Source organism: Streptomyces sp. NBC_00299, assembly GCF_036173045.1.
GTDB lineage: Bacteria > Actinomycetota > Actinomycetes > Streptomycetales > Streptomycetaceae > Streptomyces > Streptomyces machairae.
This window is the reverse complement of record NZ_CP108039.1, coordinates 8,730,140-8,745,137: the sequence shown is the minus strand read 5'-3', so window position 1 is coordinate 8,745,137 and position 14,998 is coordinate 8,730,140. Positions and strand designations below refer to the sequence as shown.

General features: G+C 69.1%; 13 protein-coding genes. 8 read left to right on the top strand and 5 right to left on the bottom strand.

Features of this window, described 5'->3' with window-relative positions; genetic code table 11:
- Nucleotides 1-304 precede the first annotated feature (304 nt).
- Complete coding sequence (locus OHT51_RS38825; RefSeq protein WP_328883589.1) at nucleotides 305-784, bottom strand: potassium channel family protein; 480 nt, start codon at nucleotides 782-784, stop codon at nucleotides 305-307.
- A 358-nt stretch (nucleotides 785-1,142) separates the two neighbouring features.
- On the opposite strand from OHT51_RS38825, the gene OHT51_RS38820 reads away from it, so the two are divergent.
- The 3 genes from OHT51_RS38820 (at nucleotide 1,143) to OHT51_RS38810 (ending at nucleotide 4,409) form a co-directional block, all read left to right on the top strand.
- Nucleotides 1,143-2,504 (top strand): glutamate decarboxylase, encoded by a 1,362-nt coding sequence (locus OHT51_RS38820; RefSeq protein WP_328883588.1) that lies wholly within the window; start codon nucleotides 1,143-1,145, stop codon nucleotides 2,502-2,504.
- A 123-nt stretch (nucleotides 2,505-2,627) separates the two neighbouring features.
- A complete protein-coding gene (locus OHT51_RS38815; RefSeq protein WP_328883587.1) occupies nucleotides 2,628-3,086 on the top strand; it encodes a hypothetical protein in 459 nt (152 codons plus the stop codon).
- A gap of 186 nt (nucleotides 3,087-3,272) precedes the next feature.
- Complete coding sequence (locus OHT51_RS38810) at nucleotides 3,273-4,409, top strand: PQQ-dependent sugar dehydrogenase (RefSeq protein WP_328883586.1); 1,137 nt, start codon at nucleotides 3,273-3,275, stop codon at nucleotides 4,407-4,409.
- A gap of 77 nt (nucleotides 4,410-4,486) precedes the next feature.
- Here the strand turns inward: OHT51_RS38810 and OHT51_RS38805 are convergent, their stop codons facing one another.
- The 3 genes from OHT51_RS38805 to OHT51_RS38795 all read right to left on the bottom strand — a co-directional run bounded on the left by OHT51_RS38805 (nucleotide 4,487) and on the right by OHT51_RS38795 (nucleotide 7,108).
- Entirely contained in the window at nucleotides 4,487-4,957 is a 471-nt protein-coding gene (locus OHT51_RS38805; protein ID WP_328883585.1) for a GntR family transcriptional regulator, read from the bottom strand.
- A complete protein-coding gene (locus tag OHT51_RS38800; protein ID WP_328883584.1) occupies nucleotides 4,950-5,744 on the bottom strand; it encodes a hypothetical protein in 795 nt (264 codons plus the stop codon). The genes OHT51_RS38805 and OHT51_RS38800 overlap by 8 nt, the downstream gene beginning before the upstream one ends.
- A gap of 110 nt (nucleotides 5,745-5,854) precedes the next feature.
- The gene (locus OHT51_RS38795; protein ID WP_328883583.1) at nucleotides 5,855-7,108 is read right to left on the bottom strand and encodes a low temperature requirement protein A; all 1,254 of its coding nucleotides are present in this window, start codon (nucleotides 7,106-7,108) and stop codon (nucleotides 5,855-5,857) included.
- Nucleotides 7,109-7,379: 271 nt separating this feature from the next.
- Here OHT51_RS38795 and OHT51_RS38790 point away from each other — a divergent pair, with 271 nt between their 5' ends.
- Nucleotides 7,380-9,026 carry a serine/threonine-protein kinase gene (locus OHT51_RS38790; protein ID WP_328883582.1) on the top strand — a complete coding sequence of 549 codons (1,647 nt, stop codon included), beginning with the start codon at nucleotides 7,380-7,382 and terminating at the stop codon, nucleotides 9,024-9,026.
- Between the two features lie 10 nt (nucleotides 9,027-9,036).
- Here OHT51_RS38790 and OHT51_RS38785 read toward each other — a convergent pair whose 3' ends face one another.
- A complete protein-coding gene (locus OHT51_RS38785) occupies nucleotides 9,037-9,882 on the bottom strand; it encodes a GntR family transcriptional regulator (protein ID WP_328883581.1) in 846 nt (281 codons plus the stop codon).
- 265 nt (nucleotides 9,883-10,147) lie between these two features.
- On the opposite strand from OHT51_RS38785, the gene OHT51_RS38780 reads away from it, so the two are divergent.
- The 4 genes from OHT51_RS38780 (at nucleotide 10,148) to OHT51_RS38765 (ending at nucleotide 14,974) form a co-directional block, all read left to right on the top strand.
- Nucleotides 10,148-11,416, top strand: coding sequence for an extracellular solute-binding protein (locus OHT51_RS38780; protein ID WP_443052652.1), 1,269 nt, complete (start codon nucleotides 10,148-10,150; stop codon nucleotides 11,414-11,416).
- 99 nt (nucleotides 11,417-11,515) lie between these two features.
- The gene (locus OHT51_RS38775) at nucleotides 11,516-12,502 is read left to right on the top strand and encodes a carbohydrate ABC transporter permease (protein ID WP_328883579.1); all 987 of its coding nucleotides are present in this window, start codon (nucleotides 11,516-11,518) and stop codon (nucleotides 12,500-12,502) included.
- Nucleotides 12,503-12,588: 86 nt separating this feature from the next.
- Nucleotides 12,589-13,398, top strand: a complete 810-nt coding sequence (locus OHT51_RS38770) for a carbohydrate ABC transporter permease (protein ID WP_328883578.1) — start codon at nucleotides 12,589-12,591, stop codon at nucleotides 13,396-13,398.
- Nucleotides 13,399-13,441: 43 nt separating this feature from the next.
- The gene (locus tag OHT51_RS38765; RefSeq protein ID WP_328883577.1) at nucleotides 13,442-14,974 is read left to right on the top strand and encodes a beta-N-acetylhexosaminidase; all 1,533 of its coding nucleotides are present in this window, start codon (nucleotides 13,442-13,444) and stop codon (nucleotides 14,972-14,974) included.
- The last annotated feature ends 24 nt before the right edge of the window (nucleotides 14,975-14,998 follow it).

The window sequence follows — 14,998 nt, the reverse complement described above, 5'->3', positions numbered from 1 at the left end:
CCACGCGACCGAGGGCCACTCCTGGCGCCTGTGCTCTCCGCCGACGGCACACGGGTACCCGTCTCCACACGCCCGCCGCTGCCGACGCGGCCGCGGACGCGACCGGCGCCTCTGCCCGCGGCACGGCCGGTGAACGGGTCCTCGCCCGGTACGGCCGTATTCCGGTGGACTCGCTGACGCTCGACGGCGACCGACGTGTGTTCGACCTGCTCCTGGCCTGGGAGCCGGAGGACTAAGACGTGCCGATGCGCCGGCTGCTCGCCCGCTTGCCCGACGGACGTCGATCACCGTACGGCGGGCGTGATCACGGCGTCCTGCCGTCGCCCTCCAGCATTCGTTCGAGGCGATCGAAACGCTCGTGCACGGCGCGGGTCACCTCCGCGTACGTCTGCTCCACCGCTTGCTCCGCCTCGTGCATGCGGCGGTGTCGGCGTTCCTCGTCCCGTCCCACGAACCAGGTGGCCAGGGCCGCGGTGACCATCCCGTAGGCCGTGATCCCGACGACCATCACCACGACCGCGATCAGCCGCCCCCACAACGTCACCGGATAGTAGTCGCCGTACCCGACCGTCGTCGCGGTCTCCACCGACCACCACAGCGCCAGCGGATACGAGGTCAGCCGCGCCCCGGGCGCATCCCGCTCGGCGGACACCACGAGGCCCGAACCCACCAGGATCACGACCGCGAGGACGACCGTCGCGGCTCCGGCCGCCCTCACATGCAGCGAACGCCCCTGACGGCCCGACAGCAGCTCGACCACCCGGGCCAGGAAACCGGGAAACATACCCCGCATCCTGCGCCACACCCCAACCGGGCCCCAGAGAACGCGCCGCGCGGCAAGAACCCCGACCCGAACAGCGGCCCCGGTTGACGGACAGGCGACACAGCCGGACCTGAACGGCGCCACGGCCCCGGAGCGACCGACGTATCGCCGCCGAGGAGGAGCACCGCGTTCCGACGACAGCCGACAGCCGACAGCCGACAGCCGACAGCCGACAGCCAGTATGCCCAAGGGAAAATCCAGTTCATCAGTCTGCAAATCGGTCACCGGATCGGTGTAATCGGCACGGATGGCGGGCCGCCCATGGATCTAGCGTCGGAGTGCACGGGGTCACACAGGCCAGAAAGGCATCCACGTACTCATGTCCATCCCGCAAGCCGACGCCCTCCCCGCAAGCGAGTCCGACACCTCCACCTCTTCACCCCACCCCGGCCACCCATCCACCGACACCCTCGTGCTGCCGGTCGACGAACTGCCCGAGTCGGCGTCGTCGCCGGAACTGGTCGGCCGCCGCGTGCGGGACGAGTTGATGCTCGACGGCAATGCCCGGCTGAACCTCGCCACGTTCGTGACGACGTGGATGGAGCCACAGGCTCAGCAGTTGATGGCGGAGACCGCGGAGAAGAACCTCGCGGACCGCGCGGAGTACCCGCAGATCACGGCGATAAAGGAGCGCTGCGTGCGGATGCTGGCCCGGCTCTGGCACGCGCCCCACCCGGAGCAGGTCCGCGGCTGCTCCACCACCGGCTCCAGCGAGGCGGCCATGCTCGGCGGACTGGCGCTCAAGCGCCGCTGGCAGGACCGCCGGCGCACCCAGGGCAAGGACACGGCCCGCCCTAACATCGTCATGGGCGCGAACGTCCAGGTCTGCTGGAAGAAGTTCGCCAACTACTTCGAGGTCAAGCCCCGTTTCGTCCCGATGGAACCGGGCCGCTACCACCTCACCCCCGACACCCTCACCGCCCACTGCGACGACAACACGATCGGCGTCGTGACCGTCCTCGGGTCCACCTTCGACGGCTCCTACGAGCCCGTTGCGGACATCTGCGTGGCCCTCGACGGGTACCAGGCCGCCACCGGCAGCGACATCCCCGTCCATGTCGACGGGGCGTCCGGCGCCATGCTGGCCCCATTCCTCGACCCGGGTCTCATGTGGGACTTCCAGCTCGAACGCGTCGCCTCCATCAACACCTCGGGGCACAAGTTCGGGCACGTCTTTCCCGGTCTCGGGTGGGCCCTGTGGCGCAATGCCGAAGCCCTCCCCGACGATCTGGTCTTCGAGGTCGACTACCTCGGCGGCCGCTCCCCCAGCTTCACCCTCAACTTCTCCCGCCCGGGCGCCCACGTCGTCGCGCAGTACTACAGCTTCCTCAGGTACGGCTTCGAAGGTCTGCGCAACCTGGCAGCGAAGAACCGCACGACAGCGCGCCTGCTCGCCACCCGCATCCAGGCCATCTCCCCCTACGAACTGCTCACGGACGGCTCCGAACTCCCCGCCTTCGCCTTCCGCCTGACACCCGGCACGCCGGGCTTCACGGTCTTCGACGTCGCCCAGGCGATGCGAGCACGAGGCTGGCATCTGCCCGCCTATGCCTTCCCCGCCCCCTGCCAGGACATCTGCGTCCTGCGCCTGGTGGTACGCACCGGGTTCACCGCCGAACTCGCCGCCATGTTCATCGCAGACCTGACGGAAGTCACCAAGCAACTCCACACCACGTACTGACACCCGACCGGTGCGGGGGCGGAACGTGAACGTGAACGCGCATGAGGGTGTCGTGGCGATGCTCGGCCCGGCGCCGAGCTGTGCGGGGATACTTCTCGAGTGCTGTTGACATGGATCGCCGAGGTGGCGGACGAGCCGCTGGTGCTGGAGCCGACCGACCGGCGGATGGAGCGGGGAACCAACACCTGGTCACTGAGTGCGGAAGCCGAGGACAGAGAGGCATTGTCCGTGTCGGAGGTGGTCTCCGCCTTTGAGCGGACCGCCGACGGCCTCCGGCGCCGTGTCCGCGAGATGGGCTTCGCGGGGGTGGCGACGTTCTACGTGTGGCACGACGAGCAGGCCGGGCAGCTCCGGTGCTCAACCGGGTCGGTGACCGCTGACGAACTGCCTTTTGGCGGCGCCTACGCGCCTTGCGGCGATCTCGGTGCTGTGGTCCAGGGCTTCCTGAGCCGGCGGGAGCCGGGCGTGGTCGCCTGGTCGGACCTTGCGGAGGCACACGATCAGCCCGAGCAGACCGCGCCAGAGCCAGCGGCCGCACCCTTCCCCGTCTGGGTGCGCAGCGTCGGACCGGTCTCACACTGACCGCAATCACACGCAGCTGGTCTATACCAAGCGGGGCTGTCTCAGTATCCTCATCCGTAGCGAGCCAATCAGCGCACCGTTCTCTCCCCCATCCCCCACCAGGTTGCGTGCTGACGCGAGCGGCGCCCCACGACACGCCCCGGCAGCCGCGTGACCTGCCGATTCACCGCCTCTAGGAGGATCTCGGTGAGTGTTCGCACCAGAAGCACGGCGATCATCGGCACCGTCTGTCTCGTCGCTACCCTCGCCTTGACCGCGGCGTCGGCCGACGAGCCCGCCTCACCACAGGAAGCGGCGAAGGTCACCCTCAAGAACGTGGCCAAGGCCCAGAATCCGACGGCCGGCGCGGCCGGTCCCGGCGGGAAGCTCTGGATCGCCGAACGCCCGGGCACCGTAAGGGTCCTGGACAGCAACGGGCTCAGCCGGCCCGTCCTCGACATTTCCGCCGAGACCACCACCGACGGCGAACGCGGGCTGCTGGGCATCGCGTTCGACAAGAGGTTCGCGCACTTCTACATCTCGTTCACGAACCTCGAAGGCACCAGCACCGTGGACGAGTTCGCCGTACGGAACGGCAAGATCCAGCCGCAGACCCGGCGTACGGTCATCACCCAGACGCAGCCCTACGCCAACCACAACGGCGGCGACATCAAGTTCGGCCCCGACGGCTACCTCTACATCGCGCTCGGCGACGGCGGCTCGGGCGGCGATCCGCACGGCAACGGGCAGAACCTCGACACGTTGCTCGGCAAGCTCCTGCGGATCGACCCGAGGGGCGGCAAGCCGTACGCGATCCCGTCGGACAACCCGTTCGTGAACGACCCGAACGCGAAGGACGAGATCTGGGCGTACGGGCTGCGCAACCCGTGGCGGTTCTCCTTCGACTCGGGCACGGGCGACCTCTTCATCGGTGACGTCGGCCAGAACGACTGGGAGGAGATCGACTGGGCCCCGGCGAGCAGCAAGGGCGGAGAGAACTACGGCTGGGCCCAGATGGAGGGCACCCATCCCTTCCGCGGCGGCACGGAACCCGCGAACCACGTGCCACCGGTCCACGAGTACGACCGCGCCAACTTCGGCTGCTCGGTGACCGGCGGCTTCGTCTACCGGGGCAAGGCGATCCCGGCCCTCAAGGGCCAGTACGTGTACAGCGACTACTGCGACGGCACCGTCCGCTCACTGCAGTTGAAGAACGGCAAGGTGACCGCCGTGAACGACCTCGGAGTCAACGGCGGCGAGGTCATCTCCTTCGCGCAGGGCGGCAACGGCGAACTGTACGTGCTCGCGATCGGCGGCAGCGTCTTCCGCATCGACCCGGCGTAACGGCTACCGGGCGGAGTACCTGGCCCGCGGACGCAGGAGTGACTGCTTGATGGCCAAGCGGCGGCTACGCCTGTCGCTCAAGCCTGTGCCTCACGCCTGCGACTCACGCCGGTGACTTTCACCGACGCCTCGGTCGTCCTGTGGCCGCCCGCTCCGCTGTCGACGGCGGGTTCCGAGTTGAGGGCGTTGCGGACGGCGGTCAGGATGTCCTCGGTGTCGGCTCCCAGCGCTCGGGCGGCGGAGGTGAAGTCCCGGGCCAGGGTGCCGAGTTGGGGGGCATCGTGGGTCTGCGGCCCGGACGGCGGGGCGGCCACCCTGGTGCCCGCCCCGCGGCGGGTTCGGATCAGCTCGACGGCCTCCAGCTCGCGGTAGGCGCGGGCCACGGTGCCCGGCGCCAGACCGAGGTCGGCAGCGAGCTGGCGCACGGTCGGCAGGCGCTCGCCCTCGGTCAGCCGGCCGGTGCGAATGAGCGCGGCCAGCTGGGCACGGATCTGCTCGTACGGCGGCACCTGGCTGGTGGTGTCGACGCGAACGGTGCGGTCACTCATCGGCGAAAGTCCCATCGTCTGCTACCTCGTCGTCAACCGCCCGCGGTGCCACCACGGTTACCAGGGACCACCCGAACGTGAACAGGCTCAGCAGACCCAGCGGACAGATCGCCACGATGGTGACGGCGCCCAGCAGGCCTGCGCAGGACGTTTCCGTGAGCGCGACGAGCAGCATCAGGACGACGAGCAGGACCTGACTCGACACCAACAGCCCCCAGGCTCCCGTGATCGCCCACGCGCGGTCGCGGCGCTGCTGGTAGTCGCCCGGCCCGTAGGCGATACGGCGCAGGGCCCAGACGCAGGCGGGGGTTCCGACCGCGAGGGCGGCGAACATCGGGCCGCTGTAGTACAGGCCGGGCCAGGGACCGAGGGATGCGCCCATCCCTTGGCAGGCGACGTTGATGACACGGCCCGCCCCGCCTGCCCGGTCGGGGCCGGACGAGGCCGTGACGGCGCCCATGACCAGCAGAGCGACGAGGGAGGCGGCCTGCAGGAGAAGCAACGGCGCCATGCGGGGCGGTACGTGGTTTCTGACCAGACGCGGGGCGAGGCTCGCGGTGCGTACCGCTTCCTGGGGACGCAGGGTCAGGGCGTCACCGAGCAGGACACCGACCACGGCGCACAAGCCGAAGGCCGTGATGGCGAACACGAGGGGGATCGTGATGTCGCCGCTCTCCATCATGACCAACTGCTGTGCGGCCACGATGCCGATGGCCAGGCCGGACCAGCGGGCGTAGTGGTCGGCGTGGTCGAGGAGCCGGGACTGGAGCGGGACGGTGTCGAGCACGTGGAGATCCCCCAGGGCATCTTGTACCAAACGGTGGATACAAGATGCCCTGGTCGGAATCTTGTGTCAAACCCTCGATACAAGAAGACAGCCGAACAGGCGGATCGGTCTCAGTCGGCTGGGATCTCGTTGATCAGGGAGCCCTGTCTCAGCCATCGAACGAATGCGAAGACCCAGGTCGCGGAGAGGATAAGCAGCAGGATGAGGGCCAGGAGCCAGGGGGCGGGACGTGACCAGGCGGCGAGGAGGGCAGCGACGGCCGCTGTGACGAGCACGGCTTGCACCGACTTGTAGACGGCGAGGAAGCGGTCGTAGTCCGCCAGGGTGGGCAGAAGCACCACGGTGGTGATCAGCATGACGGCTACGGACCCACCCATCAGCCAGCTCAGTGCGACCGGTGTCCGGTGATCGGTGGCGTGCTCCACGAGCCCGACCATGCCTGCGCCGGCTGCAGCCACGGCCATCGCCATCGGCAGGTGTGTGAAGATCCACGTCGCCAGCGAGTGGCCGGTCTCGCGAGGCAGTCGTCGGGACACCAAGTCGGCGTAGTTCCACCAGAAGCCGAAGCCGATGGCGAGCCCGAGCAGGCCCGTCGTCGTGACGAGTGTGCTGCGTTCGGTGTCCGTCAGGCCGTTCACGACACCGATGACGACTTCGCCGAGCACGATGATGATGAAGAGTCCGAAGCGTTCGACCATGGGTTCGGTCACGACATGATAACTCGGCGCTCTGCGCCAGAAGATGAGAATGACGCACTCCACGCCGCACCACGCGACAACGAACACCGCCCAGAGAACGAGACGGACGTCGGCCGACACAGGTGCCGATGCAGCGATCAGGATGATGCCGGCGACCATGACGGTCAGATAGCGACGGGGCGTCGTGCGCAGCTCCGGTTCGTCCAGTCGGTACACGGAGTACCACTGGTAACTCAGCAGGGCGAGCAGCAGTGCGTAGAGCGCCGCCAGGGTGCGGCCGTCGTCGCCGTCGGCGTGGCCGACGTAGACCGCCATGAGGGACAGCAGCAGCATCTGCACGAAGATCAGCGAGCGGGTGTGACCGTCCTCGCGGCCGTGCAGTTCGTAGAAGAGCGTGCCGTTCAGCCAGGCGATCCAGATCAGCCCGAAGACCACGGCGAACGTGGCCGTACCCCGCCAGGAGAAGTCCTCAGCATAGGTGTGGGCCGCCTGCCCGACCAGGACGACGTAGACGAGGTCGTAGAAGAGCTCGAGGAAGCTGACGCTGCGACTGGTGTCGACCTCGCCGTGGCGCCGGGGCGGGCGGAAGAGCCATCGGCGGGTACCAGCGCCCAGGGGGGCTGCGGCTGCGCTGACAGGACGGGGCTCGGGGGCACTGTCGGACATGTGAGGCTCCTGTATGGCGCGGCCGAACGTGTGGCGCAGTGCTGGTGACGGCTGCGCTCGGGGACGTTCGTGCCGCGGGCGGCCGAGCCGCCGAGCCGGGCTCCGCTGCCGCTGCTGCGGTCCCGTCCCGCCGGGCACTCAGCATATGAACTGATATGAATGCATCGCGTGCAGGACGGACCCGCGTGTCACACGGGCGATGTCCGTCCCCCACAGCCACGGCGCACCGTCCACACCGCCCCTGCGGCCCCAGCAGTGCCCGGAGAGTTTCATGAGACGTCTGGATCCCACCGATCCGCCGGCCATCGGCGGCTACCCCTTGTTGGCGAGACTCGGCGCCGGCGGCATGGGGCAGGTGTTTCTCTCCCGCACCGCGTCCGGTCGTCCGCTGGCCCTCAAAACCGTACGCCCCGAGTTCGGCCTCGACCCCGGGTTCGAGCAGCGGTTCGCCCGCGAGATCGCCAGCAGCGACCAGGTGCGCTCCCCGTGGACGGTGTCGGTCGTCGACTACAGCCCGGCGGGGCACCGGCCGCAATGGCTGGCCACGGAGTACGTGGCAGCGCCCTCCCTCGCGGACCGGGTGGCGTCCGACGGTCCGCTGCCCGAGTCCGCCGTCCGGGCTCTGGCGGCGGAACTCGCCGAGGGACTACGGGCCGTTCACCGGGCGGGGCTCGCGCACCGCGACGTGAAGCCGTCCAACGTGCTGCTCGCCCGCCGCCATCCGCTGCTCATCGACTTCGGAATCGCCCGGGCCGCTGACGACACCCGGCACACCCGTACCGGCGGTGTCATCGGCTCCCCCGGTTACATGGCACCCGAGCAGGTCACCGGGGGTATATCGGCCGAGCCCGGAGACATCTTCTCGCTGGGCGCGGTGCTGGTGTACGCCGCCAGCGGGAACGGGCCCTTTCTGCACCCGGGCGAGGATCCGTCCGCCGCCCAACTGCTCTACCGCATCGCACACGAGGAGCCCGCGCTCGTCGGGGTGCCGCAGGCGCTCGTGCCGTTGCTGACCGCCTGCCTGGAGAAGTCACCGCAGGACCGACCCACCGCCGACGAGTTGCTGAAGGGGCTCGAGGCCGGGCCCGGCGTCTGGGCCTCGGCACGGCCGCCGCGCCTGGAGGCGGACATCACCGCGCGGGAAGCCGAGCTGGCGGCGCTGCTGGAACACTCGGCACCCCTCCCCCCGGAGTCACAACCAGCGCCGAACCCGGCACCGCAGACCGGGTTCGGGCCACCGACCGCCTACGGCTCGCCGATCGCGTACGGCCCTCCTCCCGCCCTCCCGTCCGGTCCCGCTCCCGGCCTCGTGCCTGACGCCCCGTCCGGGGCCGGTGCCGCGCCCGGCCGGCGGTCGGCGCGGGCGGCGTGGACGGCCGCAGTGGCCGCGGGCACGGTGGTGACCGCGACCGTCGTCACGGCTCTGGCCTGGCACAACGGCGTCGATGACGGGGCGGGTGGGAACGGTCGTACAACCCCGCCCGCCTCCACCTCTCCTTCCGCCACCGCTGCCGGGAAGGCTCTGCCCGCGTCCTGGGTGGGCACTTGGAAGGGCACAGGACCCGGCAGCCCCGCCGGCGACGGCATCGTCAACGCGCGCACGACCCGGGTCGCCGTGACCGTCACCCTCCACGCTGCGGAACAGGGCGAGATCGTGGGCAGACAGGTCAGCCACGTGACCGAGGACGGCACAGGCCGGGACCTCGGATGCACCGAGACGCTGCGCCTGCGGGAGACGCATCGAACGTCCATGGTCTTCGAGGCGGTCACCAGCGCACCCACGGATCCGTCGGCCGGCGTCCTGTGCAGGCGAGGCAACCTCTACACCCTGGCGAAGACCGGCGCCGACACCTTGGCCCTGAAGAACGAGGGCAGTCAGACGACGGGGTCGCCCTCCCGGCTGACCCGCTCCTCCTGACTCCTGACCGTCACCGGTCAGCGTGCACGTCCCCCTGAGCCGTGAGAACGACGGCTTCTTGCTGAGGGAAGGCACCGGGCGGGATGCCCGGGATGGACTCCGTCCGGGTCGCTTGCTCATCACCGGCGGACGGTCCTCCCAAGGTCAGGCGGGTGACGATGCGGTAGCGGTCGCCGCGGTAGATGGAGTGGACGTACTCGACGGCCCGGCCGTCGGTGTCGCTGGTGAGGCGCTCGAACAGGAGCGCCGGCGACAGGTGCGGCACCCCGAGGATCCTGGCCTCGGCCTGGCTGACGACGGTCGGCTCGATCGTCTGCACGGCTTCGCTCACCCGGACTCCATGGCGGTCGTGCAGGTGCTCGTACAGGTCGCCCGTTTCGAGTTCCTGCGCGGTCAGCGTGGGCACCAGGCTCGCGGGGATGTGCAGGTGCTCGATGGCCATGGGGACGCCGTCGACGAGCCGTAGCCGCGCCACGTAGACGATGTCGGCAGCGGGTGACAGGTGCAGTTTGCGGCCCACCCTGGCACCGGCGGCGATGGTGGTGAACTCCAGCAGGCGGCTCGTCCAGGCGCCGGATGCCCTGGGGACGACCATGGCCCGGTGGTCCGACACCAGCTCCTGTGTGATCTTCTCCGGTGCCACGAACATGCCTCGGCCGTGCTCACGCACAAGGAGTCCCGCGGCGACCAGTTCGTCGACTGCTGCCCGCAGAGTTGGCCTGGAGACGTGCAGATCAGCGCACAGGGACCGCTCGGAGGGGATGGCGTCGCCGGGGTTGAGCGATTCCATGAGTTCGAGGATGTGGTCCCGGACGCGTTCTCGCTTGAGAACCGTCCCCGACTCGCCAGCGTTCATGCTGCTGCTCCCGCCCCGCGTCCGTGACTTCACCTGACCAGTCCTCATTCCTTCTTACCACTGGTCGGGTACTGGTCAGGTGGAGTGTAGCCATCAACTCTCCACCACGGCACAGCTCAGCGTGAATCGTTCCACCAACAGCCAGGCCGACGCGGAGGGTTGACGCCTCGATTGGTCTATGCCACCTTCATCGACCAACAAGAGGTCACCTGACCAGTCGATGAACTGGTCAGGTGGCGTGGTGCTTTCCTCCCAGGGGTGAACTGTGAAGCTCCGCATGCTTGCTGGTGTTTCCGCGCTGGTGCTCGCCGGCGGCCTCAGTGCCTGCGGCGGCGATTCGGACTCGTCCGGTGAATCCGCCGACGGCCGGACGACCATCGATGTCTGGCTCATGCGCGACAGCGTCTCGGCGCAGTTCCAGAAGGAGTTCGTCGCGGGCTTCGAGGCAGCCCACGCGGACATCGACGTGAAGGTCCAGATCCAGGAGTGGGACGGCATCGGCGAGAAGGTGACCGCCGCGCTCGCCAGCAATGACGCTCCGGACGTCATCGAGACGGGCAACACCCAGGTCGCCCAGTTCGCGCAGAGCGGCGGGCTGCTCGACCTCAGCGGCAAGGTCGACGAGCTCGGCGGCGGCAACTGGCTCAAGGGCCTGGCCGAACCGGGCGCCTACGAGGGCAAGCAGTACGGCATCCCGTACTACGCGGCCAACCGAGTGGTGATCTACCGAACCGACCTGTTCAAGAAGGCCGGCATCGACCCCGCCGCCATCAAGACCCGCGACCAGTGGATCACCGCGACCGAGAAGCTGAACAAGGGCGGGACTCAGGGCATCTACCTGCCGGGCCAGATGTGGTACGCGCTGGCCGGGTTCATCTGGGACGAGGGCGGCGACCTCGCCACGCGGTCCGGCGACACCTGGAAGGGCGCGCTCGACAGTCCTGAGGCCGTACGCGGCATGAACTTCTACGAGCAGCTGCAAGCGCTCGGCAAGGGCCCCAAGGACTCCGACGAGGCAGAGCCCCCACAGGCCGAGGTCATGGCCAAGGGGCAGGTGGCGCAGATCATTTCGACGCCCGGCGGGGCCAACGTCGTCCTCTCGAACAATCCCGAACTCAAGGGCAAGCTCGGTTTCTTCCCGATCCCCGGCAAGACGGCCGAACGGCCCGGTGCGGTGTTCATCGGCGGTTCCGACCTCGTCATCCCGGCGGCATCGGGCAAGCAGGACGCCGCCTTCGCGTTCGTCAAGGAACTCACCGGTGACGCCTGGCAGCGCAAGCTCGCCTCAGCCATGAGCTACGTACCGAACAAGACGACCCTGGCCGACGCGGTCGCCGCCGACCCGGGCGCCTCCGCCATGGCCGTGGGCGCCGCCGTCGGCCGGGCGACACCCAACACCCCAGGCTGGGCCGCCGTCGAGGCGAAGAACCCCATCAAGGACTACATGACCGCCGTACTCACCGGCGCCGATACCCGGGCCGAGGCTGCGAAGGCGTCCGCGTCGATCACTGCGGCCATGGCGACCGGATCCTGAGCCGTCGCCGCCGCGTTCGAACCGCCGCCCGTACCCCTGGACCCGCCGCCACAGCGCGAGTCGCACAGAGCGAGCCGCACACCGAGAGGAGAGGACATCGTGACGGTCGCCCGTGAAGCCGGCGCGCCACCCACCTCGCTCCCCCGACCGACAGGCGGCTCCGCCCGGCCGGGCCGCGGGGGCAGGCGCGGGCCCGTCGGGAGCGGAGCCTGGCCCTATCTGCTCGTCGCCCCCGCGCTCCTGGGCATGCTGTATCTGCTCGCGTACCCCCTGGTCCGCACGGTGCTGATATCGCTCCAGGACTTCCAACTGCGTCAACTCATCCAAGGCGACGCCCGGTTCGTGGGCCTGCGGAACTACGAGACCCTGCTCACGGACGCCCACTTCTGGCAGGTGGTGCGCCGCACGTTTCTCTTCATGGCCGTCAACGTCACCCTGATCATGCTGCTCGCCACCCTGGTCGCCCTGGTGATCGAGCGGCTGGGCCGGGTGGGCCGTGTCACCGTACTCACCGCGCTCGTGCTGACCTGGGCCATGCCGGTGATCGCCGCCACGACGGTCTTCCAGTGGCTGTTCCACTCGGAGTTCGGCATCGTCAACTGGGCTTTGCACCAACTGGGGTTCACGTCGTTCGACCGGTACCCCTGGTTCGCCCACGGTCCGGCCGCCTTTACGATCCTGGTCGCCCTGATCGTCTGGCAGTCGGTGCCGTTCGCGGCCATCACCCTGTACTCGGCCCTGGTCACCGTGCCGACGGAGTTGTACGAGTCGGCACGCATCGACGGCGCCTCGGCACGGCGCATCTTCCGCGCCATCACGTTTCCCATGATCCGGCCGATCTTCATGCTGGTGTTCTCGCTGGAGGTCATCTGGACCTTCAAGGCGTTCGTACAGATCTGGGTGATGACCAACGGCGGCCCCGGCGACGCCACCACCATCCTGCCCGTCTACGCCGTGCAGACCGCTCTGTCGAGTCAGCGCTACGACCTCGGTTCGGCCGCCTCGATGGTCACCGTGCTGATGCTGGCCGGCGTGCTCGTCTTCTACTTCCGCCAGATGTTCCGCCAGGAGGGCGAGGCCCTATGAGCGTCCCGCGAGCCGTCACCAGCAGCACGGCGCGCCCCCGGCTTCGGTTTCCGCTTCGGCTTCGGCTTCGGCTTCGGCTTCGGCGCATGCCGTTGCACACCGCCGCCGCAGTGATCGTCGTGGTCTGTCTCTTCCCCGTGTACTGGATGGTCGCGACCGCGTTCAAGCCCAACCGGGACATCCAGTCCGACAGTCCCCGACTGCTTCCCCGGACCTGGACGCTGGACCACTTCCGTGCCGCTGTCGACGCCGACGGCTTCGGACTGTTCTGGCGCAACAGCATCCTCGTGACCCTGGGCGCCGTCCTTCTCTCCCTGCTTGTCGCACTGGGCGCGTCGTTCGCCGTGGCGCGCATGCGCTGGCGCGGCAGACGGCAGTTCATGCTGATGGTGTTCATCGCACAGATGGCGCCGTGGGAGGCACTGATCATCCCGGTGTACATCATCTCCCGCGACACCGACATGCTCGACCGGCTGCCCACCCTGACGCTGGTCTACTTCATGATGACGCTGCCGTTCACCATCGTGGTGCTGCGCGGGTTCATCGCCGCCATCCCACCGGAGCTGGAGGAGGCGGCGCAGGTCGACGGCTGCACGCGGCTGAGGGCCTTTCGCCACATCGCCTTCCCCCTGCTCGCTCCCGGGCTGATGGCCACTTCGCTGTTCGGCTACATCACCGCCTGGAACGAGTTCACCTACGCCAACTTCCTGATCATCAAGCACCAGGACAGCCGCACCCTGCCCGTCTGGCTGTCCTCCTTCCAGAACGTCTTCGGCACGGACTGGGGCGCCACCATGGCCGCCTCCACGCTCTTCGCCCTCCCCGTGCTGGCCGTTTTCCTGCTGCTCCAACGCCATGTGACGGCCGGCTTCGCCGCCGGCGCCGTCAAGGGCTGACGCTCCCCTGCCCGGTCCCGCACCCGACCCCCCGGAGACAGCTGTGCCCGCACCCCCACCCGCGGCCTTCTCCCTGCTCCCCCACCCCACCAAGGCGCATGCCAGAGCCGGCCACTTCACCTTCGGCCCCGATACCTGTCTGCGCATCAGCAGCGGTGCCGAACCCGCCGCCCAGCTGCTGCGCACCCTGCTCGCCCCGGCCACCGGCCTGCCGTTGCGCTCCGCCGAGGACGCCGCCGTAGTCCTGGCCCTCGACCCGGCCCTGACCGGACTCGGCAGCGAGGGATACGGCCTGACGGTCGGACCTCACTCCGTACTGCTGCGCGCCGCACACGCCACCGGCCTGCTGCGCGGAGTGCAGACGATCCGTCAGCTTCTGCCCCCTCAGGCGTTGGCGGCTTCGCCGCAGCGCGGTGTGCGATGGTCACTGCCCTGTGTGGAGATCACAGACATCCCCCGGCACCGCTGGCGCGGAGCGATGCTCGACGTGGCCCGCCACTTCCAGCCGGCGTCCTACCTGCGCCGTTACGTCGATCTCCTCGCCCTGCACAAGATCAATGTCTTACATCTGCATCTGACCGACGACCAGGGGTGGCGGATGCCGGTCGCGGCCTACCCCAAGCTCACCGAGATCGGCTCCCATCGTGCCCAGTCCATGACCAGTGCCGGCAGCGACGACCACGACGGTGTGCCGCACGGCGGCGCCTACACCCGCGCCGAGTTGGCCGGCTTGGTGCAGTACGCGGCTGCCCGAGGCATCACCGTGATGCCCGAGATCGAAATGCCCGGCCACGTCCGTGCCGCCCTGGCCGCGTATCCGCACCTGGGCAACCGTCCCGACCGGGTGCTGGACGTATGGACCAGGTGGGGAGTCTGCGACACCGTCCTCGGGGTCCATGAGGAGGTCTTCGACTTCTGCCGCACCGTGCTGGAGGAGGTCATGGACGTCTTCCCCTCCCCCTACATCCACATCGGTGGCGACGAGTGCCCCACCACCGAATGGGAGCAGAGCCCGGAGGCCGGGGCGCGCGCCCTCGCCGCGAGGCTGAGCGGTCCGGCCGCACTGCACGGGTGGTTCCTGGGCCGCGTCGGAGCGTTCCTGGCCCGGAACGGACGCCGGCCGGTCGGCTGGGCCGAGTCCGGCACCGAGCTGCCCGACGACTTCACCGTGATGGCCTGGCGCGACCCCGCACATGCCCTGACCGCAGCCGGGCGCGGCCACGACGTGATCAACGCCCATTACCGCGCCACCTACTTCGACTATCCGCAGAGCGGCGGAACCCAGGAGCAGCCGGCGCAGCCAGGAGCCGTCGTGGCGCTGAGGGATGTACACGCGCACGATCCCGTCCCCGAGGGTGCCGCACCCGAAGCCGCCGCCCGAATCCTGGGCAGTCAGGCGCAGTTGTGGACCGAGTACGCCGAGACGCCCGCCCGCCTCGAGTACCTCACGTATCCGCGCCTGTGCGCTCTGGCGGACCGTGCCTGGAGCGGTCCCACCCCGTGGGAGGAGTTCCGCTCCCGTCTGGCCCGGCACACTCCGCGCCTCGACGCCCTCGGCGTCAGCCGCCATCCCTAAAGCCGCACCACAGCACAGCCCTGA

Excerpts from the sequence above, each read along its gene's own strand:
- OHT51_RS38825 (WP_328883589.1), bottom strand. The coding sequence starts at position 784 with ATGTTTCCCGGTTTCCTGGCCCGGGTGGTCGAGCTGCTGTCGGGCCGT.
- OHT51_RS38820 (WP_328883588.1), top strand. The coding sequence starts at position 1,143 with ATGTCCATCCCGCAAGCCGACGCCCTCCCCGCAAGCGAGTCCGACACC.
- OHT51_RS38805 (WP_328883585.1), bottom strand. The coding sequence starts at position 4,957 with ATGAGTGACCGCACCGTTCGCGTCGACACCACCAGCCAGGTGCCGCCG.
- OHT51_RS38795 (WP_328883583.1), bottom strand. The coding sequence starts at position 7,108 with ATGTCCGACAGTGCCCCCGAGCCCCGTCCTGTCAGCGCAGCCGCAGCC.
- OHT51_RS38790 (WP_328883582.1), top strand. The coding sequence starts at position 7,380 with ATGAGACGTCTGGATCCCACCGATCCGCCGGCCATCGGCGGCTACCCC.
- OHT51_RS38785 (WP_328883581.1), bottom strand. The coding sequence starts at position 9,882 with ATGAACGCTGGCGAGTCGGGGACGGTTCTCAAGCGAGAACGCGTCCGG.
- OHT51_RS38770 (WP_328883578.1), top strand. The coding sequence starts at position 12,589 with ATGCCGTTGCACACCGCCGCCGCAGTGATCGTCGTGGTCTGTCTCTTC.